19 protein-coding genes are annotated in these 25063 nt (G+C 63.2%); 8 read left to right on the top strand and 11 right to left on the bottom strand.

Going from position 1 to position 25063, the window contains the following annotated elements:
- The first annotated feature begins 149 nt into the window (after positions 1-149).
- Complete coding sequence (locus tag FXB40_RS36340) at positions 150-1406, top strand: polysaccharide deacetylase family protein (protein WP_148777087.1); 1257 nt, start codon at positions 150-152, stop codon at positions 1404-1406.
- Positions 1407-1416: 10 nt separating this feature from the next.
- Here the strand turns inward: FXB40_RS36340 and FXB40_RS36335 are convergent, their stop codons facing one another.
- Complete coding sequence (locus FXB40_RS36335) at positions 1417-1791, bottom strand: hypothetical protein (protein ID WP_148777086.1); 375 nt, start codon at positions 1789-1791, stop codon at positions 1417-1419.
- A 229-nt stretch (positions 1792-2020) separates the two neighbouring features.
- Between FXB40_RS36335 and FXB40_RS48330 the strand changes: the two genes are divergently transcribed.
- Positions 2021-2278 carry a hypothetical protein gene (locus FXB40_RS48330; RefSeq protein WP_187437394.1) on the top strand — a complete coding sequence of 86 codons (258 nt, stop codon included), beginning with the start codon at positions 2021-2023 and terminating at the stop codon, positions 2276-2278.
- Between the two features lie 237 nt (positions 2279-2515).
- Positions 2516-3259, top strand: a complete 744-nt coding sequence (locus FXB40_RS36325; protein WP_187437393.1) for a transglutaminase-like cysteine peptidase — start codon at positions 2516-2518, stop codon at positions 3257-3259.
- A 14-nt stretch (positions 3260-3273) separates the two neighbouring features.
- On the opposite strand, the gene FXB40_RS36320 is transcribed toward FXB40_RS36325, so the two are convergent.
- Together FXB40_RS36320 and FXB40_RS36315 are read right to left on the bottom strand one after the other, a co-directional pair.
- Positions 3274-3639, bottom strand: coding sequence for a helix-turn-helix domain-containing protein (locus FXB40_RS36320; protein WP_148777084.1), 366 nt, complete (start codon positions 3637-3639; stop codon positions 3274-3276).
- 383 nt (positions 3640-4022) lie between these two features.
- Complete coding sequence (locus FXB40_RS36315) at positions 4023-6209, bottom strand: AAA family ATPase (protein ID WP_210352217.1); 2187 nt, start codon at positions 6207-6209, stop codon at positions 4023-4025.
- Between the two features lie 410 nt (positions 6210-6619).
- On the opposite strand from FXB40_RS36315, the gene FXB40_RS36310 reads away from it, so the two are divergent.
- The gene (locus FXB40_RS36310) at positions 6620-7921 is read left to right on the top strand and encodes a hypothetical protein (protein WP_148777082.1); all 1302 of its coding nucleotides are present in this window, start codon (positions 6620-6622) and stop codon (positions 7919-7921) included.
- A gap of 79 nt (positions 7922-8000) precedes the next feature.
- On the opposite strand, the gene FXB40_RS36305 is transcribed toward FXB40_RS36310, so the two are convergent.
- The 4 genes from FXB40_RS36305 to FXB40_RS36290 all read right to left on the bottom strand — a co-directional run bounded on the left by FXB40_RS36305 (position 8001) and on the right by FXB40_RS36290 (position 13516).
- The gene (locus FXB40_RS36305; protein WP_148777081.1) at positions 8001-10193 is read right to left on the bottom strand and encodes a glycosyl hydrolase family 28-related protein; all 2193 of its coding nucleotides are present in this window, start codon (positions 10191-10193) and stop codon (positions 8001-8003) included.
- Between the two features lie 43 nt (positions 10194-10236).
- Complete coding sequence (locus FXB40_RS36300; protein ID WP_148777080.1) at positions 10237-10866, bottom strand: class I SAM-dependent methyltransferase; 630 nt, start codon at positions 10864-10866, stop codon at positions 10237-10239.
- A gap of 257 nt (positions 10867-11123) precedes the next feature.
- Positions 11124-12536, bottom strand: coding sequence for a hypothetical protein (locus FXB40_RS36295; protein ID WP_148777079.1), 1413 nt, complete (start codon positions 12534-12536; stop codon positions 11124-11126).
- Complete coding sequence (locus FXB40_RS36290) at positions 12533-13516, bottom strand: polysaccharide biosynthesis protein (RefSeq protein ID WP_148777078.1); 984 nt, start codon at positions 13514-13516, stop codon at positions 12533-12535. The genes FXB40_RS36295 and FXB40_RS36290 overlap by 4 nt, the downstream gene beginning before the upstream one ends.
- 87 nt (positions 13517-13603) lie before the next feature.
- Here FXB40_RS36290 and FXB40_RS36285 point away from each other — a divergent pair, with 87 nt between their 5' ends.
- Complete coding sequence (locus FXB40_RS36285) at positions 13604-13951, top strand: hypothetical protein (RefSeq protein ID WP_148777077.1); 348 nt, start codon at positions 13604-13606, stop codon at positions 13949-13951.
- A gap of 83 nt (positions 13952-14034) precedes the next feature.
- Here FXB40_RS36285 and FXB40_RS36280 read toward each other — a convergent pair whose 3' ends face one another.
- Positions 14035-14976, bottom strand: coding sequence for a peptidylprolyl isomerase (locus tag FXB40_RS36280; RefSeq protein ID WP_187437392.1), 942 nt, complete (start codon positions 14974-14976; stop codon positions 14035-14037).
- Between the two features lie 761 nt (positions 14977-15737).
- On the opposite strand from FXB40_RS36280, the gene FXB40_RS36275 reads away from it, so the two are divergent.
- The gene (locus FXB40_RS36275; protein WP_187437391.1) at positions 15738-17345 is read left to right on the top strand and encodes a substrate-binding domain-containing protein; all 1608 of its coding nucleotides are present in this window, start codon (positions 15738-15740) and stop codon (positions 17343-17345) included.
- Between the two features lie 190 nt (positions 17346-17535).
- Here FXB40_RS36275 and FXB40_RS36270 read toward each other — a convergent pair whose 3' ends face one another.
- A complete protein-coding gene (locus FXB40_RS36270) occupies positions 17536-18624 on the bottom strand; it encodes a thioesterase domain-containing protein (RefSeq protein WP_148777074.1) in 1089 nt (362 codons plus the stop codon).
- Positions 18625-18836: 212 nt separating this feature from the next.
- On the opposite strand from FXB40_RS36270, the gene FXB40_RS36265 reads away from it, so the two are divergent.
- Positions 18837-20063, top strand: coding sequence for a glycosyltransferase (locus FXB40_RS36265; RefSeq protein ID WP_148777073.1), 1227 nt, complete (start codon positions 18837-18839; stop codon positions 20061-20063).
- Positions 20064-20139: 76 nt separating this feature from the next.
- Here FXB40_RS36265 and FXB40_RS36260 read toward each other — a convergent pair whose 3' ends face one another.
- Both FXB40_RS36260 and FXB40_RS36255 read right to left on the bottom strand, forming a co-directional pair.
- Complete coding sequence (locus tag FXB40_RS36260; protein ID WP_187437390.1) at positions 20140-21162, bottom strand: methyltransferase domain-containing protein; 1023 nt, start codon at positions 21160-21162, stop codon at positions 20140-20142.
- Positions 21163-21280: 118 nt separating this feature from the next.
- Complete coding sequence (locus FXB40_RS36255) at positions 21281-23077, bottom strand: carbamoyltransferase family protein (RefSeq protein WP_148777071.1); 1797 nt, start codon at positions 23075-23077, stop codon at positions 21281-21283.
- A 447-nt stretch (positions 23078-23524) separates the two neighbouring features.
- Here FXB40_RS36255 and FXB40_RS36250 point away from each other — a divergent pair, with 447 nt between their 5' ends.
- On the top strand, positions 23525-24979 hold the full coding sequence (locus tag FXB40_RS36250; RefSeq protein ID WP_148777070.1) for a sugar transferase: 1455 nt from the start codon (positions 23525-23527) through the stop codon (positions 24977-24979).
- The last annotated feature ends 84 nt before the right edge of the window (positions 24980-25063 follow it).

Below are 25063 nucleotides of genomic sequence, written 5' to 3'. Positions count from 1 at the left end.
GTGATTTGAGCCCTATTAACACTCTGTTCATGCTACGCCGGGCAAAGACTGAGGGGGACCCGAGGCGGGAAAGGTCTTTGCGCCTGAACCGTTTCCTGATGTCTCCGACCTATGATGGCGGCAAACGCAGATAAGGGCAGACCGGGTTCATGATCAGCAGTAGCGTTGTTTTTCGGACGCGATCGTGGACGGTCCTGCTTCTGGGGTTGCTGACCACGGCGTCGCCGGCGGCCTTCGCCGCCGAATGCCCGGGCCATCCGGGCGCCCTCGGCACCTCGCGCACGCTCGTTGTCGACCCGCACGAGCATCCGCGCATCGGCACCATGCAGTACCGCGAGACGCTGCCGTTGAAGGACCACGAGGTGGTGCTGACCTTCGACGATGGTCCGCTGCCGAAGAATTCCAACCAGGTGCTGCAGATCCTCGCCGACGAGTGCATCAAGGCGACCTTCTTCATCATCGGCGAACAGGCCAAGGCGAACCCGGAAGGTGTGCGCAAGCTGGTCGCGGCGGGCCACACTGTCGGCACGCACAGCATGAACCATCCGCTGACATTCGACCGGATGCCGTTGGACAAGGCCGAGGTGCAGATCAACGGCGGTATCGAGTGGACGTCGGCTGCGATGACCGATCCGTCCAAGCTCGCGCCGTTCTTCCGCATTCCCGGCCTGATGCGCGCCGAGGGCGTCGAAAACCTTCTGATCTCGCGCGGCATCCAGGTGTGGAGCGCCGACTTCCCGGCCGACGACTGGCGCCACATCTCGTCCGATCGCGTCTACCAGCTCGCGATCCAGCGGCTGGAGGCCAAGGGCAAGGGTATCCTGCTGCTGCACGACATCCAGGCGCGCACCGTGGCGGCGCTGCCAAAAATCATCCGCGACCTGAAGGCGCGCGGCTATCGCATCGTTCATGTGGTGCCCACGACCGCCGACCAGCCGGCGACGCCGACCACCGCCGTGGAGTGGCTGCTGCATCCGCCGACGGAGACGACGCCGATCGCGCGCTGGCCTTCCGTGCCGAACTTCGTGTTCGCGCAGGCCCAGACGTTGCCGGCACCCGGCCTCGCCGATCTCAACACGCAGACCGCGCACCAGCCACAGGCGTTGCCGCGCAAGACCATGGCGCAGGCCGATGTCGCCGCCACCCTGCCCGCGCCCGGGCGCGATCTGTTCGCGATCCCCGAGGGCTCGGTCGAGGTGCTGCTATCGACGACCTTGTCGCGACGGGCCGCAACCCGGCTCGCGATGGCAGCCGAAGCACCACATGCCGGCAAGGGCAAGGCGGCCAAGATGCAGGCACGGCGAACCGCACACGCTGCGCACGCAGCGCCGAAGCGCGCAGCTCAAGCCAAGAGCACGGCGCCCCGCCCGACCCGCGTCGCCACCAGAGTGAAGAAGCGCGCCTGAATAAAAGTTATTACTGCCGCATGATGTTGGCGACGCAGAGCAGCACGATCAGCGCCAGGAAGAACAGGTCCATATAGGACTTGAGCTCGCCGTCACGGCGCAGCCGCGCGACATCCATCACGATCTGCCTGCGGCCCGCCGTTCCGCCGGAGCCGTCATTGATCGGCCCTTGCAGGCGCTTGGTCTCGGCTTCCAGCTTCTCGATCTTCTGGAAGAAGTAGAACGCACGCAGTGTCGAGGCCGCGCGCATGCCGCTATAGACCAGCACCAGGATCGCGAGGACCGCGCGGTTCTGATACTTCTCCATGAAGTTCAGGCTGAAATAGACCAGCGCCATGAACGCGAAGTTGGTCAGGAAACGGTAGACGAAGCTTAGAAAGACCATGCTGGCTCCAGCCGAGAGAGGTCGCGCGAGGCCCGTCTACGCCGATTTTGTTTCAACAAAGATACCATTGCCCGCGTGCCGCCGCCTTTTAGCCACGCGCCGCCATAATGCAAGCAAGAGCAGCCCCTCGCCTTGTTCCACGCAGCCCGCGGCTCGATGGAGATTCGGCGGGAGCTACGGTAGACTGCTGCCGCTGCCATGCGTGAGGTCTGCGGATTGGGGTCTGCCGATGCCGAAGAAGGGAATCACGGGCCACGACGACTGGGTCCTGACCGAGGCGCTCGCAACCGCGCTGGTCGCGCTGGAGCAGCTCGAGGCCAAGCACCAGCCGGGCGCGCATATGGACGACATCCGCAAGCTGCTGTCGAACGGCAAGGAGCCGGCCGCGGTGAGCCTGCATCTTGCCCAGGCCAAATGCCGCCTGTTCCCCGACCTCGATCCGCTCGAGATCTACCGGGAATACGGGATCGGCGAGGAATATGGCTAGGGGATCGGCGCGCCGTCCTGCAGCGGCCGCATGTGACGTCATTTCAATGAGTTGACGGTGACCCTTCAGGCTCAGCATTTGGCTGAGCTACACGCGTGCGTGCGTTAATCGAAGCCACACCATAACCAGTGGGAGAGGTGCGACTTTCTCCGAGATCGATTCAATTTGAAGGAACGGCTTAGCGGCATTGCGAAGTCTGTCTGCGAGCCTCCCATCCAGACGCCGATGGGGACAGGCATGACCGGATCTTGCAGGGAGCAGCGCAACGCCGTCGCACGGCTTGGCCGATGGCTGATGGCTGCCGTCGCCCTCACCGCGACCGTCTCACTGGATGGCGCGCCGGCCCACGCCTTCCTCGCCCGCCCGGCGCTGTTCGCCGCGATCGGGAACGCCACCAAGGCGCCGAACGGATGGTTGCAGCTCTGCGCGGCCAATGCCGAGGAGTGCAAGCCGACCGCCGGGCAGGCGCGCGAAATGACGCTGACGCCGGACCTGCTCCAGCAGCTCTACGAGATCAACAAATACGTCAATGACCGCGTGATCTGGACCAGCGACGCCGAGCTGTACGGCGCGACCGAACGCTGGGCCTATCCGCTCGACCGCGGCGATTGCGAGGACATGGTCCTGCTCAAGCGCAGAATGCTCGCCAAGGCTGGCTGGCCGGTGGGCGCGCTGCTGATCACGATCGTCGAGGAGCGCGGCCGGGATAAGACGCGGGATAAGACGCGTCACGCGGTCCTGACCGTCCGGTCCGACCGCGGCGAAATGATCCTCGACAACCAGACGCCGGAAATCCTGTTCTGGTACGAGACCAGCTATCGCTATCTGTCACGGCAGAGCGCGGCGGATCCGAATGTCTGGGTGTCCTACGGCGCCGAGCAGGCTGGGCCGACGATCGCGACGGCGGCTTCGCAGCTACCTGTCGCCCTTCCGCCTGCCTCGCCCTTCGACTTGCCGCCCCCGCTGGGGATCAAGCCCTAGCTCGGGACCAAGTCTTAGCCCTTCTCGGGACGGCGAAGCCGGGGCTCCTGGCGCGCACGAAGCTCCTCTTCGTACTTCAGCTTTTCCAGCAACATGTCAGTCACAAGACGTCGCAGTTGGGCGTTTTCGAACTCCAGCCGCTTGATGGCATCGGCGGACGAGGAATCGCGCGGCGCGCTGATGCCGCTGACGACCATGCTGTCCGCACCATCCATCCCCGGCTCCGGGGATTTGATCAACTTCTTCCAGCGATGATAGGTCATGATGCTGACGCCGAGCGCTTTCGATATTTCGCGCTGGGTCTTGCCTCTGGCCGCGAGTTGATCCGCCTGGGCCAGCTTGTCCGAAATTTCCCGCGAATCATGTCTCCTGCCGACCATCTCGCCCTCTTTGGCCTCTGTCCCGCTTCACCCTAGTAAGCGCTATCAGTTAACCTTTTCAACATAGTTATGAAAAGTCGGGGTGCGTTCACGACGCCAGCCTTGGCGCGGATCGACCGCCTAGTAAAGCCTTCGCGCCGGCGTTGAATTGCCGATGGTTAACCCGCGTTCGCCCCGATGTCCCGGTCGGAACGCCCGCGTCCGCGTTACCACACACCGGAATCCTCCCAAAATTCCGCCCAGACTCGGGCTGCCGCCATCCCCGGGAGCCTGCATCGCAAATTCGATCACGAAATTAAAGGAAAAAGCGGTGCTGCGACCGAATGGGCCAGCGGCCGCAGGTCGCCTGGCGGCGTGACCAGGGCATCGGGCGGCTTCAGCGCTCAGTAGTAGCCGTGCTGGCCGTCGGCGGCATCGAGGCCCTCATGCCGCCCGAATTCCCGGAGGTCGACCTTGTTGAGGACCACACCGAGCAGCCGCTCATGGATCTCGGGCGCACCCAGGAGTTGCTGCCGCACCGAGTTCTTGCGCGACCGGCCCCACTCGATCACCTGGACATAGCAATCGACCAGGCTCGCGGTCGAGCGAACCTCCGCGACGGGACCGAGCGGCGGCAGGTCGATGATGATGTAGTCGTAGGTCTCGCGCAGCCGCTCGACCAGCAGCTTCAGGGCCTCCGAGCCGAGCAGCTCGTTGCCGCGACCGGACTCGGCGATCATCGGGAGGAAGGCGAACCCGCGCACGACGCGAACGGCATCGTCGAGCTCGGCCTCTCCGGCGAGAACCTCAAACAGGCCATCGGTGGCGTGCGCGGCCATCGCCCGACTGATCGTCGGATTGCGCAGATCGCCGTCGATCAGGATGACCTTCTTGCCGACATGGGCGATCAGCTCGGCAAAATTGCCCGCGATGGTCGACTTGCCTTCGTCCGGGAGCATCGAGATCACGCCGATGACCCTGCTACCCTCGCCGGCCGTGCCGACATCAACGGCGACCTTGATGGCGCGGAAGGCGGAGGCGAACAGCGAAGACGGATCGCGAACGGCCCGGCCCAGTAGCGGATCCGCCGGCGCCGGCGAGGCGGCGTTGCCGCCGAAATGTCGCCGCCATGACGCCGGCAGATGCGCACGCGGCGGCGCATCGAGCTGCGGCACGACGGCGAGACATTTGACGTTGAGGGTCTCCCGTACCTGCCGCGTGCTGCGGAACACGGGGTCGAGCGCCTCGCGCAACGCCGCGGCCGCGAGGCTGAAGACGAGGCCCAGCACCGTGGCAAGACCCAGCACGACACTCGTGCGCGGACTGCTCTTCTGCTTGGGCGCGGTAGCCGGGCTGATGATTCGGGATTCCGTGATCGGGAACGATTGCTGCTGGATCGCTTCCATGTAGCGCTGCAGGAAGGCGTCGTAGATGGTGTGGATTGCCTGGGCGTTGCTCTCGAGCTCGCGCAAGCCGATGCGCTCGCGGTTGGTGAGCCGCGCGTCCGAGACCATGTCGGCGAGCTTGTTCTTGAGCGACTGCTCGCGCGCGGTCGCGATCTCGTAGTCGCTTCTGGTGCCCTCGGCGATCCGGCGCAGCTCGTCTGTGATCGACTGGCGGATCTGCGCCATCTGGGCCCGCACGTTGATCGCGGCCTGGTGGTCGCTGCCGTAGCGTTGCGACAGGATGCCTTCGCGCGCGGCGAGGTCGAGGTACTGATTGCGCAGGCGAATGACGATCTCGCTCTTCAGCGAATCCACTACCGACGCATCGGGGATATCCATTTTCAGGATCTCCTGGATGCGATCGAGCCGCGCCTTCGCCTCGGTGCTGGTGCCGCGCGCAGTGCTCAGCTGGCTCGTGATTTCGCCAAGCTGCTGCTCTTCTAGCGATCGCGTGCTGGTATTGGCACCTCCGGCCGACGACGCGACCGCAATGTCGACGATCTTGTTCTTTTCCTTGTAGTCGAGCACGGCGCGATCGACCGTGGAGACCTGCTCGCGCAGCTCGGCGATCCGGTCCTGGAGCCATTTGCTGGCCCGCCGCGTGGCCTGGTATTTCGCCTCCAGCTGGTCGTCGATGTAGGCCTCAGCGATCGCATTGGCGATTTCGGCGGCGCGCGCGGGATTAAGCGACGTAAAGGCGATGTCGAGCACGTAGGTGCGGCCGACGCGGCTGATGGCGCGCTGGCGCAACAGCGCGTCGAGCGCCTGCGACTCCCGACTGTCCGCACTCTGCGCGGGATCGTCAGTCCGCCAGAAGCGTCCCCCCGTCGCGGCGAACTCGGCGTCATCGGCAAGGTGCTTCTCCTTGACGACGGCAAGCCCGAGGCCATCCGATTTCAGGACCTCGACCTGGGTTTCGATCTGGGTGGTGTCGAGCGGCGTGTCGGCGAATGACGCCTGCTGCTGCTGTTGTTGCAACACCCGCAGCTTGCTGGAATCGATCAGCATCATCGCATGTGCGGTGTAGCGCGCCGGCGTCGTCAGCAGATAGACAAGGCCAAGGCCGATCGCACAGGCCGTGACGATCAGGAAGACGAGATACTGACGCCGGATGAAGCCCCAGACCTGCTCGACCAGATCGGACACGGAGATTGTCCCACCGGCATCATCGCGCTCGGCCTGATCGATTGCCTTGGTTGGTAAGACCGTTCGGGTATCCATACTTGTCCGCCGAGGATTCGCGCCATTGTCGCGACCTCGTCCAAATCCTCGTCCTGCCGGCCTCGTTCAGTCTCTATCCACGAGACGTCCCGCTCCCTGCCGCGGCGAAATAAAACACGCGCGCGTGACATAGCGATCTCAACAACCATAACATTGTTATCATAACACAACATTGGAACCGTAGGTATCGAGGCAGGGAACCAGGGGCTTGCCATGTCATTGCTGTCGCGACGCGCGATCTTGAAGACGGGTTTGGGCGCGGTGCCGGCGATGGCGATCGGACAGTCAGTCCCGGCATTGGCCCAGAGCTGTGCTGTGAATACTCCAGCGCAGGGGTGCGGCATTGCGATACCGACCTTTCTCCGGCAGGTCGCAACCGGCTGCCACGCGCCGAACAAGGAATTTCTCGGTGTACCGCAGGTGCTATCCCGTTCTCCCCACTTCAACCGCTCGGGATTGACGCTTCAAACGCTCAGAATTCTGGTGCCGAACTGCGTGGGGGCACAAGCCTGCCGCAGACGCGAAAGGTCTGGCAAGCCCAGATCGAGTATCCGCTCAATACGTTGACGCAAGTCACATGGAATTGCGCTTCTGAGGTGATTGGCACAGGTGCCCATGAGGACAACCCCGACTTCAAGCTGTTCCTGATTTCCGATGAAATCACCCTGAACGTGGCGATCCCGGACAACGCCCTGTTTTGGGTGCGATTGGCGCAGAAGGATCCGACAGGCGCAGCCGGGCTGTTGTGCCAGGACATCGGCAATCTTCAAAGCAACATCCCGCGCAGCTTCAACAAGGCGCTCCGCGAAACAAACTGTGCGGCCGACGCGTCGCTTCTCACCAATCCTGTGATGCAGGACCCTACTCTGGGTTTCTGGGCATTTACAGGTAACGGTCTCATCTACGGAAGCAGTGCCGCCCAATGGGCATCTGTTCGGCCTCTTGCCATTCTCGGGCAGTCGCGAAAGCCAGCCTTCTCGTTGTGGGGTGACTCCCGCGTCTGCGGAATTGGAGACACGTTCGATGGCGTCCGCGACGATCGGGGCGAAGTCGAACGCAGCATCGGTGCAGCCTACGCGTACATCAATCTTGCGATACCAGGCCAACCGCTCGCCGATGTGAGTGGGACGTTTGCGAAATATCCCAATGATGTGTTCCCAAGCATGGTTCCGCATTTCGGCCTCGGGCAATATACCACGAACCTCATCGAGGATTTGGGAGGCAGGGATTGCATTAACGATGCAGGCGACGACAAATTCATGGAGAACTTCTGGAAGAACAAGACGACACTGTGGAACGGTTGGACCAGCCTTAGAAAGTCCGCGCAATCATTGTCAGCGCTCACGTTCCCATTCGCTCCGAGTGAAGCAAAAGCGGCGAATGACCTTATCAAGGCCGTGGTCGACACGCTTCGAGCGGGCGTTACCTGGCAGAATGACCACCGGCTGAGCGACCAGGATCCATTGAACCCCCAGGTCCGCGTCCTCGACGTCGCGTCAATCGTTTCGAAGAATGGGTCCAACTATGATTGGAGCTGTACAAACTACGCCGCGGAAGACAATCTCCACGAATCCCAGACCGGATGTCTTGCCATCGCCGAGAGCGGCATCATCGATCCCTACGCGCTGACCCGCTAGCTTGCGGTGCTGAGCGCGCCTTCTTGCGCAAGAGAGGTTGCGAGCTCGAACGTGCCACGGCGGCGGCCTAGCCTGAACGCTATCTCGGAATGCGATTGACGGTGTTGCGCCGTTCGGTCGTCAGCTGGACCCCGCGGTCGATCACCAGCCCCACACGCGACGCCCCGATGACATTATCCTCCACGACGACGTCACGGACGCCCGGGAACACCGGCGATACGCCGCTGATCTCGATATGAGAGTCTTCATCCATCCGGTTACCGCGCACGATCACACCGCGGACGAGGGGTGGCTGCTTCATCAAGCCCGCCGGGCGAACGGCCTGAACCGCGATCAGGGCCTCGCCGGACGCGGTGGTCCGATCAGGACCAGCCTGGTAGGCATTGCCCTCGGTGATGCGGTTGTTGAGGATCTGGATCTGCCAGCTCGGCTGGAAATGGTGGTAGAACATCCCGCGCGCGAAGAAACCGCCGGTTCGCACCGACACGTTCCCGGCGAGCACGTGGTTCAAGCCGGTGCCATAGAATACCGCCGCGACGCCTGTGTCTTCGAACGTGTTGTCGACGACCAAATAGTTCTGGTGCATCTGGACGATCGTGACCACCGACGTCGCGTCGAGGTTCACTGCCAGCTTGCGGTCGAGCGAGACCGACATCGGCTTGTCGTCGCCGGCGGGATCGAACCGGGCCACGCGCGCGAACTGGCCGGCCCCAAGCCCGTCCGCGACCATCACGATGGCACCGACCCAGGTCGTTGCGATGATTTGCTCGTTCGCAGGCCCCGGCAGCGATAGACGATCCGGCGCGAGACTCGAGACCGGACCGAAATAGAAGCCGCCGCCGCCGTCAGTCCCCACCGCCTCACGATCCCAGCCGTACATCGACTTGAACGTATTGTGGGCGAAGATCACGTTCTCGGAGCCGGTGACGTCAGTCCAGAGATTGTTGACCGTGCCGCCGGTGCCCTGAAGGTCGGCAGCGGCAACGATGTTGTTCTCGAAGATGACCCGGTTCGCCCCGGTGATCGAGTACCAGCCGAACCGGCCGTTGTTGAGCACATTGCCGGAGACGACGGCGTTGGTCGCTTTGAGAAGAAACAGTGCCCTGCCCGATCCGACCAGGTCGCAATCGGATACGGTCAGGCGATCGCCGGTCAACCGGATCGTATCAAGGTACTGGCCATAATGCTGTTCCAGATAGAACATGCGCTGATAGGTCTGGAGCGGGGTCAAGTGACCGCGAAACGCCGACGCCCGGACCCGCACGCGCCGGATCGCGATGTCAGACGCATTCGGCAGCGGCTGGTCCTTCAGAAACCCTCCCGTGACGATGGGACCGTGCCGGGACGCGTAGATCGTGAGATCCTCGATGGCGAAATTCGTGGTCCCGGCGATGAGAGCTTCCGGCGGGTTCTCCGCATCCTGCCAGACCAGATTGACGATATCGGTGCGCTCGCCCCTCAAGCTGACGCCGGGCGGCAGCATCAGCGTTCCGGTCATGAGGTAGCGGCCGCGCGGAAGATAGACGGTGCCGCCGCCACTCTGCTGGGCCGCGTCGACCGCGGCCCTAATGGCAAAGGCGCTGTTGACGGCGCCGTCGCCGATTGCACCGTAGTCACGCACGTTGAAGGTTCGGCCGTTCTCCGCAGCCACGACGACGACATGAATGCGTCCCGCATCGACGAATTCATCGTCGCCGCCATCGCCATTGGAAAGCCGCAGGCGATAATCGCCGAGCGGCAGCGTATCAGGAACGCGAAAGCTCCCGCGCCAGAGATCGCCGCTGGCGGCTGGCAGCGCGACCGGCTGGCCAGCGGCTTCCGGCACCAGCACCAGCCTCGCCGCGGCTGAGCGACGCACGATATTGCGCCCAAATACCTGTATCGTACCGCCGGGCGATACCGTGTCGCCGCGCGCGGTCTGGGACCAGTAAACCGTCGGCAAGTTGAGGCGCTTCGACATCGTGCCCTGCGGGTACACCAGCGTGAAGCGATAGATTCCGGCGGCAAGATCCCTGGGTGTGATGAACTTCACCGACTGCGCGTTCTGCTGGAGCAGTTCGACACTCTGTGTCGCAGCCGGCTTCGCATTCGAGGCGCCGTCGGGAACGCGATCGATATTGATCGCGGTGACGGTATCAAGATGGTCGCCTGTGACGATCACCGTCTCATCGGGACCGACGGGATCGCTGGACCAGAAGATGCTCGGCTCCGCGGAGGCGCTCACGACGGTAAATGCAATTAGCGCGAGCGCGATTGAGGCCGTCCGAACCATGCAATTGCGTTCCCGATGTGGGCTCAGCCTCGTTGCCTGCACGCTATTTCCGGGCAACGGCCAGCATCGATTTGGCCAAGGGAGGAATCCGCCCGACACGATGGAACTCGATGTCGCGAAACCCGGCTTCTTCCAGCAACAAGCGAAGCGTCTTGTACGACCAGAACTTGATGTGCCCATGGTCCCATAGCGCGGTGAAATGATTATCCATCTTGCCCGAGATGGCGAGCGTGACGTTCTTCCAGTAGCCGTGATAGGGCGTGCTGATGATCGCAGTCCCGCCCGGCGCAAGCAGGCTGTAGACGGCGGCCGCGTATTTGCGCGGATTATACAGGTGTTCCACGACCTCCAGGCTGACGACGAAGTCGAACTTTCCATATTTTTCCGCGACGGGATCGTAGGCCGATCCCCGATCGATCTGGAGATGCGGATACTTGATCTTGGCCTGGCGGACGCCGGATTCCGAGGGATCGACGCCGACGACCGCGAAACCATCGCGATGGAGCAATTCGGCGATAGCGCCGTTACCGCATCCGAGATCCATCACACGGGAGCCTTTCGCCGCACCGCGTGATTTGAGGATGGCAAAAAGGCACGGGACGAGAATGTTGTGCGAGTCATTCAGCTCCGCGTCTTCGTACGCATATCCGGAGATCGATTCAATCTGCTCCATGGAAGCCTCCTGTCTTGTTACGGCCACGCCCGTCGCAGCAACAGATCGACTGGGGACAACCATGGTTTACGCTTACCCGGCGGACATGACAGAAGTTACTTGGCTTGGTTTCCTATCATAATTCCGCAACCCGATATGATAACATCTCTCATACAGGCACCGTCCTGGAGACCATGCCCGCCCGATCGATCGAGACCTCCAATTGATCGAGACTTCCAATTGATCGAGACTTGGCGTCCCGTTTCCCGCGGGATCGGTCAGGCTCGCCGGCACAAGACGCGAGTCAGGACCGCCAGCGCAATCATCTCGACGAAGGTCAATGCGATCACGGATCCGAGCGACCCGCGAACGAGAATCGGGACCGAGGCCATGAAGATGAAGGCGCGCAAATCCATCCCGTGCACCAGGACCGCGCGCTTGCTGCCAAAAAACGTCAGCAGAAAGGAGATCGCGACCGCGCCGATCGCGACACCCGCCATGCCCAGATCGGCGTAGAAATCTCCGGCGACAAAGCCGGACAGGTTCGGTGTCCCCGCGATTCCGAGGTCGGCCAGCACAACACCCATATCGCTGGCCAGAACCGTTTCCTTTCCCGACCACAGGCCGCGCGGAACGAAAAAGAAAAGGATACCGAGCGTCTTCGTTCCCCAGAAGAAGTCCGACAGCTCCAGATAGCGCAGCTCGTAGACCAGCATGTCCAGCACATCGAGCCCGGGAATCGTGAGCACGCTCGACACGTCGACGGTTTCAGCGGCTTCGGCCAGGGAAGCGCCGGATCGGGTCGTCAGGTTCAGCATGGGCATAACGACGATGAGCCCGATCAATACGCTCAGATAGAACGTCTTGATGCCGACTTTGCCGGAAATGAGAACGAGAATGATCGGCAGCCAGGTAATGATGAAGTAGAAACGGGCCGTGTTGAACGGATTTTGGGCAACCAGCAGCAAGCCGAATGCGACGACGGACGAAATTATGACCACGGCCCGGCCCGTGCTTGTCCGGTACGGCATGCACTTCAGATAGACGCAGATCAGGAGACCGGCGACCATCTCGAGTGCGAGCGCGGAGGTCGCGAGAATTCCTGCTGCGGCATCATCGGACACTTCTTTCGAATATCGATCCGCCAGCACATTGCCGAGGCCGCCCTGGAATACGACGAACACACTGAAGGCAATGACGCTCAGCGCGAGCAGGACAGGCAGCGCAGAGTCCTTCAACCGGTATTGCACAGGCGCCGCTGTCGGGACGAGCCGCCTGACCAGAACAGTCGTAACGGTCGCAAACAGGAGGAAGATGAAGATAATAGCGGACGCGGTCGCGATCTCCGAATTGGTGAAGAAGAACCCGCTGACCGGCCCTTCGTTCTCGAAATGCCCGAAACTGAGGGTCTGACAGGGTGCGATGACGAAGAACACGTACATCAGCAGCCAGAGCATGTCCTCGACGGTCGCATAGGCGCCCGCTATCCGCGAGACGTTGAAGCAGCACAGCAGGAACGAGGGAAACGTCAGGGCGGCGACGAACGTGTCGGCCGCGAACAGCACGTTCAAGATGTAGTAACCGATGAAGAATGTGAGCCTTGCAGACCTCGCGGTGAAGAGCCGGTATCCCACGGGTTCCGAAAGTGCGTGGGCGCTGTCGCGCAATCGGATATCGGCTGCGACGCTCACGGCTGCTGCCCTACCGCCGGCAAATCGGCCTGCCTCAACCTGCCGAGGCGGAGTGCCATCAGCAGAAAGCCGCTTGTGATCGAAAACAGATCTCCCGCCAGGAAGGCGAACACGCCAAATCTGCTCAGGAACAGGAAGCCGGCCGCCAAGCCCATCGCATTGAATACGATATTGTCGATCGCCAAACCCTCATAGGCGCCGGTCGCGGCAAGAGACTGGGCTACCAGCAGCAGCGCCGTCATTGCCAGAATGGTCGAGGAAAACGCACTCAGAAGCGGCGCGACCGCGCCAAACCGGCTTTCCGGCCAAGAGGCCACCGCCAAGCCGGCCGCCAATACAATCAAGGTTGCGAGGATACCGGCCGCAGCCACCAGTTTTTGGGCACTGACGATGGTCCGGAACAGTCCCCCATGCGGCGTCGACAACCGCCTGACCAGCGTCGGGAATTCGACCCGTTGAACGAATGCAATGACCTGGATGACGCCGGAGACGATCTGTTTGACATAGATGAAGAGAGCGGTTGTCTCGGCACCGAGATAGGCCGCGCTCAGCAGCATTTGCGCCCGGCCATAGAGCTGTCCCGGCAGCATGACGCCAAGCATAGCCCCTCCTTCGCGCGCAGCGACGAGCAGGCCGCGCACTGTCACAGTCCCCCGCCGGGGCTGCCAACCCAGTTTGGCCAGCACGATCCAATGCGCCGCAATCGCGAGCAGGCTTCCCGCCGAGAAGGCGGTGCCGAGAATGGCGCCGGCAACTTCAGGCGACTGATGGCGGGCCAGCACCAAGGCGAACGCCGACGACGCATATGGCAGCGCGCCACAGATCCCGCTGATGCCGCTGAACTTCAGTCCATCCAGCAGCCCGGCGGCGTTGCCTGCGAAGAACAGAAAGGCCGGCGCCACGAGCAGCGCATAGGAACGCGAAAATCCGTCCGCCATGGGAGAAAATGCATAGACGATCGTCGCGACGATCAGGATCACGGCCGTGGCCAGGCGGAACGTCGCCGTATTCCAGAACAACTGCCAAAGCCGCTGCTGCGACGCCGGATCGCGCGGAGACGCCGCCGCGTGCCGCGCCAGCGTGGTGATCGAACCGGCATCGACGAGGAAGGTCCCGAGCACGGCAAACAGAAAATGTGTGCCGAAGGCAGCCAGGAAATGGTAATCGCCGGCTGCGACGAGCCAGGTCTGGGCGACGAAGATCGAGCCTTGTCCGAACCCGAAGCCGCCGAGCAGAAGCCCGATATTGGCGATCGTCGAGAACGGGCGCCTTGCGGAGGATTCGTGTTCGGGCATCGTGCTCAACAATCGATCGTGCATGCCGGAGTTCGGCATCCACAGTCCGTCACAATCGCCGGCGCGGTCCATGCAATGCCCAGCCCGCCGTCGATCAAGCCTCCGTTCATCCGGGGATGACGGCCTTCCATCGCCGGAAGGCCGTGACACTTACTCACCCCGTTCGCTGCGGCGCAGCGCCGGCGTCGAGCCTGGCAAGGCCCTCACTTCTGCGCCGCCGTGGTCGGCTCGCCTTCGGATGGTTGGGCACTGGCGGACCGCTCGATCTTTGCGGCGGCACGCAGCTTTTCCATCAGCTCGAGTTGAGCCTGCCGGCCGACCACCGCGACGAAGCGGTCGCGCACGGCCCCAAATTCCGGCGGCGTCCGCGTCCGCTTGTCCTCGATCCTGACGACGTCCCAGCCGAGCTCGGTCTTGATCGGCGCGGAGACCGCTCCGATGTTGAGGTCGGCGGCGACCGGCGCGAGATCGCGTCCCATCTGCTGCTTGTTCATGAAATTCGCTTCGATCAACGTGGCCGGAGCCGACGTGCCCGTCATCTCCTCGGAGACCTTGGCGAAATCTTCGCCCTTCTTGACGCGCTCGACCGCTTCCTTGGCCTTGGCTTCGACGGCCGCGACGGCGTTCTCGTCCTTGATGTCGGCGACCTTGAAGTGCATGAACTTCATGCGAACCTCAGGCTCGGACGTCACGTCCTTGACGGCCCGATCATAGGCCGCGCGAACCGACTGATCGGTGATCGCCGCTTGAGCGACGGTGCCCAGCAATTTTTCCATCAGCGCCTTGTTGCGCTGGAAATCGAAATTGCGCTGCAGGGCCGCCTCGTCGAGCGCCAGGTTCTCCTTGCGGGCCTCCCTCGCCATCAGCTTGAGGTCGATCAGATACTGGACGAGGAAATCGTGGCGGGATTTCTCGTCAAGTCCGCGCATGTCGCCGGCAAAGGCCTGCAGTGCCAGATCGTATTCGGTCTGGTCGATCACCAATTCGTCGACCTTGGCAATCACGGTTTCGCTTGCGGCGGCCTGGCCGTGGCACGGTCCGCCCGCAGCGAACAAGGACGCGGCCATCACGAGAGCCGCAATTGTCCGGCCGGGCATGGCCGGCAATCCGGACGACAGCGGGTGGCGGTCACGATTGAGAACCATCATAATTCCTCGACTATGTTACGATACATACCATTACACGAATTTATGTCGCCTCGTGCTTCGCGCGAAGTGACACGGCGCCATCGATTGATGTCCTCTGCCCGGAACTTTCTCGGCGGCCACGCTGAGCCTGCATCTCAGCCGTAGCGTTCATCTGCGCGGCCGGAGTAGCCTCAGGTAGAATTCCCGCATCTCCACCCAATCATCGAATGACGGTGGAGGTCCCTCCTGCCACGTGATCATCGCATGTCCTTCTCTGTTTGGCGCTCGATTTCGCGCGGGCTTTGCGCGCGCCCCGCTGCGGGCGTCATGGCTGCTGCCGCAAATCCTGCGCAGCAGGGCCGGCGGCGTCTGTAACAATCGAAGCGCAACGCTCTCATGATGGAGGCGAGAAGGATTTGTGACGAATGATATCGTGCGCGCCGCGAGGCGCCAAATGGCGGAATCGGCTCGGCGCCCACGGCTACGATCCTGGTCTCATTGGCTGCACGCGACACGAACTTGCGCGACGACGCAAGGCTGCTCTCAAAGAGTTCGAGCGAAACGGCGCGGCGACAACTCTGCATACGTCTTGCGGCTCAATGCGTTCCAGGCGCACCGAGCTCGCGCATCGCGGCGCGCGATATCACATCATCAACAAGCCGAATGTTAATTTCATAAATGTAACGTTAAATCATAACATGTCGCCCCTACGGTCCGCCGCGCCTGACACGAGGCCCGTGTGGGAAGAGGTCGGGATCACAATTCGACAGGAGTGTTCAATGAAAAACTGGAAAGCCTATTTGCTGGCGTCGGCCGCCGTCGGCTGCTGCGCCGCAGCCGAGCCTGCCAATGCGCAGCTCGTCTTCGGTGGCGGTGCGACGTTCCCCGCGCCGGTGTACCGTCAGCTGATGGACTGCCATTCCGTTCAGGTCGACGGCAATCCGTCCGGCCCGACCTGGCCCACCAGCTTCCTCGCCGCCTACCCGATCTCCCCGAAGTGCGCCAACGCTGGCGGTGACTCCAGCGGCCTGAACATGCAGATCCTGTACTCGCCGGTCGGTTCGGGCGCCGGCAAGCGCGCTCTGATCGCTTACGACGCGTCCAGCGCCGCCACCGGTCTCGGCGTTCCGTCTGCCAGCAACAACGTTCCGTTCGTCTCGTCCTTCCAGCCCACCTATGGCTATCCGAACCTGCAGTTCATCGGCAGCGACGATATCTGGAACGAGACCGACGCGGCCAACTACGCTGCTGGCCCCGCGAAGGCCATCGGCGGCAACGCGATCCAGATGCCCGCGCTCGCTGGCGCGGTCGTGATCGCGTTCAACGGCAAGGACGGTGCGGGTACCACCCTCAACATCGCCAACGCCGTGCCGGCCGGTGCGACCGCCGACAAGACGACCTTCGGCTATCCGGGTGCCTACAGCGGCCTGAACCTCACTCGCAAGGCTGTTTGCGGCATCTTCACCGGCCACATCACCGCCTGGAACGACCCTGAGCTGACCAAGGCCAACAACAACACCGTTCTCGGCACTGGCCAGATCACCGTCGAGCATCGCTCGGACGGCTCCGGCACCAACTTCCTGTTCACCAACGCGCTCTACCGTCAGTGCCAGGGCATCAGCGGCCCGATCAACACCACTGACGCGCTCAGCGCCACGCCGAGCGTTCGTTCGTGGGAATTCCGGTTCTCCGATCATGCCAACACGGCCTGCCCCGACGTGTTCTTCCGTGCGTCGAACACGATCGACTGGCCGGACTTCACCGGCACCGCGACCAATGGCTGCGGCGTCACCCTCACCCCGCCGTCCGGCTCCAAGTTCGTCGGTGCCAACGGCAACGGCGGCATGAAGAGCGCGATCGAAAGCACCAACGGTGCGATCGGTTACTCGACCACCGACTACTCTCAGCCGGTTCTTTCGACCGGTATGAAGGTTGCCAACGTCCAGTCGCAGTACGACGTCGACAACGCCACCGGTGCGTTCCAGTGGCCCTCGCCCACCCGCATCCTGAACACGATGGCCGCCGCCAACCCGATCTTCCCGGACGCTAACGCGCGCGCCAATCCGCTGAACTGGAGCTCGCAGGGCCAGGTGCCGAACCCGGGTACGCCCAACTCGTATCCGATCGCAGGCTTCACCTGGATCGACATGTACCAGTGCTACAATGCCTCCCGCTCCGGCGGCGGCACGCTCTCCAACTTCGAGAACTACCTCGGCTTCCACTACTACGACAGCCACGCCGCGGCGATCATCAACTCGGCTGGCTTCGCCACGATCCCGAACGCCTGGCGCGACCAGATCGCTCCGATGCTGACGGGTGGCCCGTCGCAGCTCGGCACCGCGGGCGATCCGTCGGTCCCGGGTTGCACGAGCAAGTCGGGCGCCTGATCGGCTCCTTCGACACTGTTACAAGCAAGACATGCACCCGGCTTTGCCGGGTGCATTTTTCTGTCGGCAAACAAAAAGCAGCGCGTGATGACAGGCGCAGAATCGCGCGGGCCCGCGACCGCGGGTCCGGCACCACAGCTTCCGAAGACTTGAGGTGGCTGAAGCGGACCGGTCTCGTGCTCGCCAGACGCTACGTGCGCGAAGGCACCAGACGCGCCGAGATCTCCGCGGCGAGCCCGTTGACGTGCGGGGGCAGCACCATCGTCGTGTGCGAGCCGTCGACCTCGACCACCTCGAGGTTCGCAATGCTCGGCGCCCACATTTTGACGCGATCGGCGATATCGGATGTTTTCCGCCGCGACGTGAACAGGACGACCGGAAACGCGACGGGCTTCGGCGCGTAGCGTTCATGAGCCTGGATCGCGAGATCCTTCAGGACCCGCAGCCTCGGATCGAGATCAGGCTCGTAGGATTCGGAGAAGGCGGGATTGTAGGAGAACGCGCCCATCAGACGGTTGACGAAGGGGCGCGTCAGGCTGCGCAATGCCTCGATGCGTCCGCCAGAGGGTGCGCCGGTCAAGGTCCGCACGCGCGACAGCGTGCTCTGCGCAAGATAACGCAGACGCATCGCCCGCGGCCAATGCCGCTCCGCAAGGCCGGTATCGATCAGGCCGACCAGGCCAAGCTTTCGATTCCGGGCATGCAGCATCCGCGCCATTTCGAAGGCGATCTCGCCGCCGAACGAATAGCCGACGATGTTGACCGGCTGCTCCGGGTCGCCGCCGAGATGCGCGACGAAGCGGGCGGCGATCTGCTCGACAGTCTCGAGCTCGGGCGTCTCGCCTTCGAGCCCCGGAGCCTGAAGGCCCCAGGTCTTGCCGCCGTGCCGGGTCGCCTGCGACAGCGCGATGATTTCGAGCACGATGCGATGGCCGCCGGCGATCATGTAGAGCGGCGGACGATCATCACCGTCCTTCAGCTGCAACAACGGCGAAGGAGCGGGCCAATTGTCGGTCGCGACGGCATCCGCAATCGCCTCGGCGGTGCGCAGCCGGAGTGCGGTGCCGGGCGGGATCCTCTTGCCGAGCGTCTGCTCGATCTCGTCGAGCATCCGGAACAGGCGCTTGACGCCGACACCCATCTGGCAGAGGTCCGCGTTCGGGTGGCGCCCCTTCGGGCCCATGGCGCGGTGCCAGATCGAAAGAACCGTTTCCCGGACCGAAGGCGGCGGCGCATCCATCGCGACGAGCGGCGCGGCCTCGATCTGCTCGTTGCTCATCGTTGCATTCCTTCGCCGGCAATCGGCTCCATGGCGTCGTTCGAATGCGTGGCCGGGAGCCTGCAAACCACTGCGAACGCGATGTGATCGCAGCCTTTGTTAACACGTTGATGAAGCCCGCCTGCCCGGTCCGACAATGATCGACGCAGCTTACATAGTAACGTTATATATCACACCTACATGTGAGGTCTTTCAGGGGAGACTAGCGTCAGGTGCGCGTGCTCGAGATCATAGCCTCGGTCGATCCGCGTTACGGCGGCGCCATCGAAGGGCTGCTGCGCCAGGCGGAAGCCCGCCGCGCTTTCGGCGTGGAGACGAACATCGTCTGCCTGGACGCCCCCGGGGATCCCTGGGTCGCCGAATGCCCCGTGCCGACCTTCGCACTCGGCCACGGCGACATAGGTCGCCCGACGACGGCGCTGAACTGGCTGTGGACGCATTACTGCTATGTTCCGGATTTCGTGCCATGGCTGGAGCGGCATATCGGCGGCTACGACATCGCGGTGGTCAACGGACTCTGGAATTATGCGGCTCTGGGAGCGCGGCGCGCGCTACCGCGGTCCGGCATTCCCTACGTCGTATTCGCTCACGGCATGCTTGATCCCTGGGCACGCGGCGGCCTGAAGCACGCCTTCAAGCAGGCGCTCTGGCTGTTCAGCGAGGGTCCGCTGCTGCGCCACGCCAACGCCGTGCTGTTCACCACCGAGGACGAGATGATCCGGGCGCGCGGCACGTTCTGGCCGTACCGGGTGAACGAGCGTATCGTCGGCTACGGGACCGCGGACATCGCCGGCGATGGCGAGCAGCAGATCGGCGCCTTCCGCAAATCCCTGCCCGCGCTCGGCGAACGGCCGTTCCTGCTCTTTCTCGGCCGCATTCATCCCAAGAAAGGCTGCGACCTGCTGCTCACCGCATTCTCAGGAATCGCAGCACAACACCCCGGGCTTGATCTCGTGATCGCGGGCCCCGACCAGATCGGATGGCGCCATGAGCTAGAGGCGCAGGCGCGCGCGGCCGGCATCGACGGACGCATCCACTGGCCGGGCACTGTTTTCGGCGACGTCAAATGGGGCGCGCTACGCGCTTGCGACGCTTTCGTGCTGCCCTCGCATCAGGAGAATTTTGGCGTCGCGGTCGCCGAAGCCCTTGCAGCCGGCAAGCCGGTCATGATCACCGACAAGGTCAACATCTGGCGCGAGATCGTGTCCGATGCGGCTGGCCTGGTCGCGACCGACGACGAGGCCGGCGTCAACGACATGCTGGCGCGTTTCTTGACGTTGCCCCCGCCCGCCAGGGACGCGATGAGCAGAGCTGCGCGGGACTGCTTTCTGCGACGTTTCGAAATCAGCATTCCGGCAAGGCAGCTTGGCAGAACGCTGACAGAGATCGTTGCGACTCACGGTCGGACGATGGAGATGACGGCCGGGGCGATATCCTGACCGAGAGCTCCATGGGTATTTCACGGCGTGATGCCGGCAGCAGCTGCCTTTTCACGATGGACGGCGTCGATCGGCCTTAGGCCGCGCGGCGCGAATTCACGTAAAGGCTGTCGGCAACGTTGAGGAGGCCGGGAAGCGCCCTGGATACACCGCGCAGAGACTCCGATGCGTCGACGACCAACCTCTTCGAGAGCGGCAGGAACTTGCGGTCGGATGCCTGAATGCCAAGTCCGAAGAAGCCGTCGATGCTGAGCTCGCTCGGACCGAAGCTCGAAGAGAACAGGTTCCTGAGATTTCCGGGCGAATAGTAGCGGACGTCGAACCCGGTCCCGGAGCTAAATCCGCGTCGCGCCTGATGGTAGAGGCAGCGGATACCGAACTTGTTCGGCATCTGCATCAGAAGGGAGGCATCCTTCTTGGAGACCTTCGCGGCTTCCCGAACGGCGAGTTCGGCGTTCTCGTAGGAGAAGTGCTGCAGCACGCTATTGGAATAGATGTGGTCGAACGTGCCGGAAGCGAACGGAAGCCGCAACGCGGTGCCGACCACGAACGTTACGTCGAGCCCGAGCTTCCGTGTCAGACGCTGCGCCGCCAGGACGCCGCCCAGCGAGGGGTCGATACCGACGACCGAATAGCCCTTGCGCGCGGCCGCAACCGACCACCGCCCCCAGCTACAGCCGATGTCCAGCAGCAAGCCCTCGCCTTGCGGCAAACGAATTTGCGGAATGGGTACCTCCTGGAGGGTGCCGACGAGATCGCCGTAGAGATAGCCGTTCGTCGCGATAATCAGGAAGGAAATAACGGGATCGACCTTCTCCTCGCCCGCGCGACGCAGACGCTCCTTCAGAGCCGGCAACTCGTGCGGCAGGACGGCCACGGTATCGGCCTGGTACGGATCCTCGGGATTCTTGCGCGCCGCTTCGTAAGAAGCCTTGACGACCCACAGCGTCGGATCGTCGGTATTGGACAGCAGCACGGGAATGCCGTGAACGATCGGGTATTCCCTGCCGGACGCCGATATCAACATGTCGCCGCGCCGCTCGAGCTCGTCTCCATTAACTGGACAGCGCAGGCTCGGCAGTATTTTTTCCAGTGACATGATTCGGTCATCCTTCGTTGTCGCTTGCGATGATCGCAGCGGCTCTTTGCGTAGCGCCCATGCCGACGTCGGCGGCGTGCGACCCAACGCGGGTCGATCGAGCGGCCAGACAGAGCGATTACCCAGCCGCAACCTCTTGCGCCTTGCACGCCTCGCGCACCAGCGCCTCGTGCTCCGGCTTGGCGATGACATAGTTGCCAAGGCAGATCGCGTCGAGGCCGGTGCGCACGAAGCAAGCCACGGCCTGCTCCGGCGTATCGACGATCGGCTCGTTCTCGTTGAAGCTGGTGTTGAGGACGATCGGGATCCCCGACTGGCGTCCGAATGCCTCGATCAGGTCGAAGTACAGCGGGTTGGTCTCGCGCTCGATGCTCTGGAGACGGCCAGTGCCGTCGACATGGGTGATGCCCGGGAGTTGCTCGCGCCACTCGGGACGGACCTTCACGACGTGCATCATGAACGGGCTGAAGACATCCTGTTCAAAATACTTGTTCACCTCATGCCGGACGATGGTCGGCGCGAACGGGCGGAACAACTCGCGGCGCTTGATCTTGGCGTTGATGAGATCCTTGATGTCATGCCGTGTCGGATCGGCGACGATCGAGCGGTTGCCGAGCGCGCGCGGGCCCCATTCCGAGCGGCCCTGATACCATCCAATCACGAGGCCTGCCCGGATCAGTCGGGCGGCCGCGTCGGGAAGTTCTTCGGGCGACAGTCGGTGGACCGGGAAACCGGCAGCTTCCGCAGCCTTGCGCATCAAGCTGTCCGAATATTCCGGCCCCCAATAAGCGTGCTTCATGTAGAAGCGCTCCGACCGGCCCGCGACATTGTGCCAGGCCCACATCGCAGCTCCGATGCACAAGCCGTCATCGGACGCGGCCGGCTGGAGATAGACGTTCTCGAACGGCGTGTCGCGCAGCAACCGTGCGTTCGCCACGCCGTTGAGCGCGCATCCGCCGGCATAGGCGATCTGGTTGCTGCGAACCCGATCATGCAGCTTCTGGAAGCAATCCATCGCGACGTCCTCGAACCTTACCTGGCATGAGCGGGCGATGTCGCGTTCGCGCTGCGTCAACTCGTCGCCGCGCTTGCGCGGGGGGCCGAGCTTTTCCAGCCACTTGTCGGTGTAGTGCTGGCCCATCACGATCGCGTTGCGCTCGTCCGTTCCGCCGCTGACGCCGCCCGAATGCATTCCGAACCAGCCGGGCGAAAGCCGGAACCAGCCGTCGTCCGGCGAGCTCACCAGTTCGCGCATGAACTCCGCGTAGGTGTTCTCGCCATAGGGGGCGAGCCCCATGACCTTGTATTCCTCGCCGAACCCGTCGAATCCGATGTACTGGCAGCAGGCGGTGTAAAAGAACCCGAGGCTGTGCGGCAGGGACACGCGATCGAGCACCTCGATCCGGCTGCCCTCGCATCGCGCGGCCATCGCACTGACGAAATCGCCGCTGGCGTCGTACGAAAAGCCGGCGGTGACGCCTTCGAACGGCGAGCAGTAATAGGCGCTCGCGATATGCGCGATGTGATGCTCCACGTTGACGACCTTGGCCTTGAGCGAGCCCGGCGCCTCGCCGCACGCATCCGCAACCCGGTCGGCGGTGCCCTTCTCGGCATTGGCGCGCCGCAGATGCTCCATCGCCGCCTGCGCGCCATGCCAGGGGTTCTGCAGGACGTACAAGGCCTTGCTCAGCCGATTTTGCTGGGCGTCGCGCGGAACCGCGATGAAATCGATGTCCTTGGCACTCACGCCGCCGATCGCAAGGACCGACCTGATCGCGTGTTCCGGGAACGATGGATCATGCTTGATGCGACGTCCGAAGCGCTCCTCGGCGACAGCTGCAACGACCTTGCCGTCCAGGATCAGCGCGGCCGACGCATCGGCGTGATTGAAGTTCAGCCCCAGGATCGCGGTCATCTATCCACCCGTCTCCTATAACGCCCACCGCACGGTTCGCTGCGGCGGCGCCTGTGTTGCGCGTAACGCCATGCGCGAGCCCCAGGCACGCACCTTGCGGTCGCCGGCACGTATCCGGTCTCGACGACGCGGGCACGGATACACCACGTCATATTATGTTACGATGACATGAGATCACACCGCGCCGTCACCACGCGGCGTGATCGCGTGTCATCGTCGCCGCGCGACACCGCCGCCCGGCAAATCAACGTTTGCACAGGCCGAAAGCAGTACTGCAGCAGTTCGGAACGAACTCGCATACCTTGTGGAACTCTTTCCACCTGATGTTGTGATGTCGCCCCGATGTCACAGACGAATGTTAACTGAATGTTAATCGCGCGATGCCCGCAGGAACGCCGGCACATGCGGTGAATTGCTATGAAATGACAAGGGATTGGGCGAATTGCCATGAGATCATTGCGCATTCTGCTGGCGGATCTGGCGTTGGTGTCATTCGCGCTGGTCGCCGCTTCGGTACTCCGCGACAATCTGGAATTCTCGCTCGATCGTCTTCTGGCACTGATCCCGTACGGTCTTCTGACGATTTCCACAGCCGCTATCGTGCTACCGCTGTCCGGTGTCACCCGGGCGGTGTGGCGATACAGCTCTCCGCAAAACTATCGTGACATCGTCACTGCCGTCGTCGCAATCGTCGCTGGCGCTGCGGTGCTGACCTTCATCGTCAACCGGCTCGAAGGCGTGCCGCGCGCCCTGCCGCTACTCCAGGCACTCATCACCGTCACGCTGATGATCGGCGCGCGGATCGCGAGCCGGCTCTGGCACGCGCGGCGTTCGCCGCGCGACTGGCAGCAGGACGTGATCGTTCCCACGGCCGACTCCATCCTGCTCGTCGGCCTCAACGAGCTCGCCGAGCTCTATCTGCACTGCATCACCCGCTACGCCCGCGATCGCGTGCGCGTCGTGGGCCTGCTGGACTCGCAGGCTCCGCGGGGGCAGTCGTTGCTGTCGCATCGCGTTCTCGGCACGCCGGAAGCCGTTGCCGACGTGGTCCGGACGCTCGAAGTCCACGGCGTCGTCATCACCCGGATCGCGCTTGCCGTTCCGCTTCGCGAGCTGTCGGCCGAAGCGCGCGAGGCCTTGTTTGCGCTCGAGGCCTCCAACGCGATCCCGCTCGAATTCCTGGACGAAAAGTTTGCGTCCGAGCGTCCGAGCCGGCAGGCGGCGCGCAGCGGCGATGCCGCGGAAGCGCAGACACAGACTTATGCATTGAACGCAAAGAGCCGCGAGGGTTTGGCCAGCTCGCCCTATCGCACCGTCAAGCGGGCCCTCGACATTGTCGGCGCGGCTGTGCTGCTGGTGATGCTGGCGCCTATCATGGGCCTGGCCGCGCTCGTCACGATCGTGGACGTCGGATTTCCGGTGCTGTTCTGGCAACAGCGTCCCGGGCTCGGTGCCCAGCCGTTCAAGGTTTTCAAGTTCCGCACCATGGCCGCCGCCCACGATGCACAAGGCCGCCGCAGGCTTGAGTCGCAACGCATTTCCCAGATCGGCAATGCGATGCGCCGCACCCGGGTCGACGAGCTGCCGCAGTTGATCAGCATCCTGATGGGGCGCATGTCGTTCGTGGGACCGCGACCGCTGCTGCCGATCGACCAGCCGGCGGATTATTCCGCGCGCCTCCTGGTCCGTCCGGGCCTCACGGGGTGGGCTCAGATCAAGGGCGGTCGCGCTATCTCGCCGGCGGACAAGGCCGCACTCGACGTTTGGTACGTCAAGAACATGTCCTTCATGCTCGACGTGAAGATCATCCTCGGCACGATCCCCATGATCCTGTTCGGCGAGAAGGTCGAGAGCGACGCGATCGCGCAGGCCTGGCGCGAGCTGGAGAAGTCGCAAGCGTGAACCGGGCGCATGAGGTCGCCGCCGTCCGCGAAGCTTCACGTGTCGTCACAGCGACATGTTAGTATCATAACGTTACACGAAACA

Source organism: Bradyrhizobium rifense (assembly GCF_008123425.1).
GTDB lineage: Bacteria > Pseudomonadota > Alphaproteobacteria > Rhizobiales > Xanthobacteraceae > Bradyrhizobium > Bradyrhizobium rifense.
The sequence above is the reverse complement of the archived record's forward strand: the minus strand, read 5'-3'. Positions and strand labels throughout refer to the sequence as shown.

What these genes read in the sequence shown, in the direction of transcription:
- FXB40_RS48330 (WP_187437394.1), top strand. Translation starts at nt 2,021, where the DNA reads ATGCCGAAGAAGGGAATCACGGGCCACGACGACTGGGTCCTGACCGAG.
- FXB40_RS36255 (WP_148777071.1), bottom strand. Translation starts at nt 23,077, where the DNA reads ATGACCGCGATCCTGGGGCTGAACTTCAATCACGCCGATGCGTCGGCC.
- FXB40_RS36325 (WP_187437393.1), top strand. Translation starts at nt 2,516, where the DNA reads ATGACCGGATCTTGCAGGGAGCAGCGCAACGCCGTCGCACGGCTTGGC.
- FXB40_RS36250 (WP_148777070.1), top strand. Translation starts at nt 23,525, where the DNA reads ATGAGATCATTGCGCATTCTGCTGGCGGATCTGGCGTTGGTGTCATTC.
- FXB40_RS36270 (WP_148777074.1), bottom strand. Translation starts at nt 18,624, where the DNA reads ATGAGCAACGAGCAGATCGAGGCCGCGCCGCTCGTCGCGATGGATGCG.
- FXB40_RS36335 (WP_148777086.1), bottom strand. Translation starts at nt 1,791, where the DNA reads ATGGTCTTTCTAAGCTTCGTCTACCGTTTCCTGACCAACTTCGCGTTC.
- FXB40_RS36320 (WP_148777084.1), bottom strand. Translation starts at nt 3,639, where the DNA reads ATGGTCGGCAGGAGACATGATTCGCGGGAAATTTCGGACAAGCTGGCC.
- FXB40_RS36275 (WP_187437391.1), top strand. Translation starts at nt 15,738, where the DNA reads ATGAAAAACTGGAAAGCCTATTTGCTGGCGTCGGCCGCCGTCGGCTGC.
- FXB40_RS36260 (WP_187437390.1), bottom strand. Translation starts at nt 21,162, where the DNA reads ATGTCACTGGAAAAAATACTGCCGAGCCTGCGCTGTCCAGTTAATGGA.
- FXB40_RS36305 (WP_148777081.1), bottom strand. Translation starts at nt 10,193, where the DNA reads ATGGTTCGGACGGCCTCAATCGCGCTCGCGCTAATTGCATTTACCGTC.
- FXB40_RS36340 (WP_148777087.1), top strand. Translation starts at nt 150, where the DNA reads ATGATCAGCAGTAGCGTTGTTTTTCGGACGCGATCGTGGACGGTCCTG.
- FXB40_RS36280 (WP_187437392.1), bottom strand. Translation starts at nt 14,976, where the DNA reads ATGGTTCTCAATCGTGACCGCCACCCGCTGTCGTCCGGATTGCCGGCC.
- FXB40_RS36300 (WP_148777080.1), bottom strand. Translation starts at nt 10,866, where the DNA reads ATGGAGCAGATTGAATCGATCTCCGGATATGCGTACGAAGACGCGGAG.